We start from the raw sequence: 1,351 nt of genomic DNA, 5'->3' as shown, positions 1-1,351 counted from the left end.
AAAAATCCTACGAAAGGCGGTATCTCACCTATGAAAAGTATATCATTCAAACTAGATGAGAATAAAGTGGTAAATACTTCTGCTTGGCTTGTATCTTTAATTCAATTTGCTAATAAACTTAATTTCTTTGATGTTTTTAAATATTTTAACTTGAAAATGAAAAGCGTCAACTATACAAATCTAAACAGATTACAAACCCTAGTTGCTTCCATTGTCATGGGATGCAACTACACTAGTGATATCAATGAAAAGCTAGTTCCTGATACAACGGCTGCTAAACTCCTAGGGATGAGTAAATTTCCTGATCAATCTCAAATTAATCGTTTCTTGAGTAGATTTGATGAGACCAATATAGATCAACTGGAATTTATTCATCACAACTTCTTCATGGAAAATGCCCTAGCTTTATCAAGTGCAGACCCTGTCATTGTAGATTTTGATATGAGTGGTCTTGTAGCTGGTGGTAGAACCTATGAGTTAGCTGAAAAAGGCTATTTTCCTAGAAAAAGAGGTGAAAAGGGCTATCAATTATCTGCTGCTTTTGTAGGGGATACAGGTGAAACAGTATCTATGTTTTTTGACCCAGGCAACACCTCTTGCACCAGTAGATTTGAAGATTTATTAAAAGCAACTACCTTTAAACTCAAGGAACATTTAGCCAAGGATAGCTTGATTATTCGAGCTGATTCAGGCTATGGCTCTTTTGAAAATATCCAACTGCTTAAAGCTACAGGAGCTAAATTTGTAGTAAAAGGTTTTTCAACTCAGCAATCCAAAAACCTTGCAAAATCAATACAAAAACATCAGTGGCAAAAAATCAATATACAAGTGCACGTTACAGAAATCCCTACTTCAACGGGTCTAAGGACCATTGTTTGTGAATTCGTTGGGAAGGATGGGCAAATTAAATATTCCCATTTACTCACCAACATCAGAGCTGAAGAAATGAATTCAATCCAACTATTTCATTTTTACAATAAACGACAGACCATAGAAGCCTTCTTTAGAACTTGTAAAGAAGTATATGGCATTAAGAATTTAAGAACATCTAAATTCTATGGTATCTATGGATTTCTATGGCTAGTATTCATCAGTCATAACCTGATTACTTTAATGAAAAATACAGCCTTTAATACATCTAAGCTTAAGGATATGGGTGTCCATTCATTGATAAAAAAACTAGGGACAATCACTGCTAAAGTAATAGAATTAAAAGATCATATTGAGATTGTTGTACCTAGCTTATCAGAACTGACAAAATTATTTGTTGAAGCATTACAGCCTAAGTATGTTCAATTAAGCTTCCATCATTTTCTAAATACAGCTTAGTTATTTGTACAAAACTTAGGTA

The 1,351-nt window shown here is 33.7% G+C and carries 1 protein-coding gene; it reads left to right on the top strand.

Annotated elements, in window-relative coordinates:
• Nucleotides 1–1,329 (top strand): transposase (locus tag CHB72_RS25725; protein WP_207652655.1); only part of this gene is annotated, 1,329 nt, incomplete at its 5' end.
• Between the last annotated feature and the right edge of the window lie 22 nt (nucleotides 1,330–1,351).

It is taken from the genome of Anaerovirgula multivorans (genome assembly GCF_900188145.1).
Classification (GTDB): Bacteria; Bacillota; Clostridia; order Peptostreptococcales; family Natronincolaceae; genus Anaerovirgula; species Anaerovirgula multivorans.
Note: the sequence above shows the minus strand (reverse complement) of the source record. Positions and strands in the feature narration are given on the sequence as shown.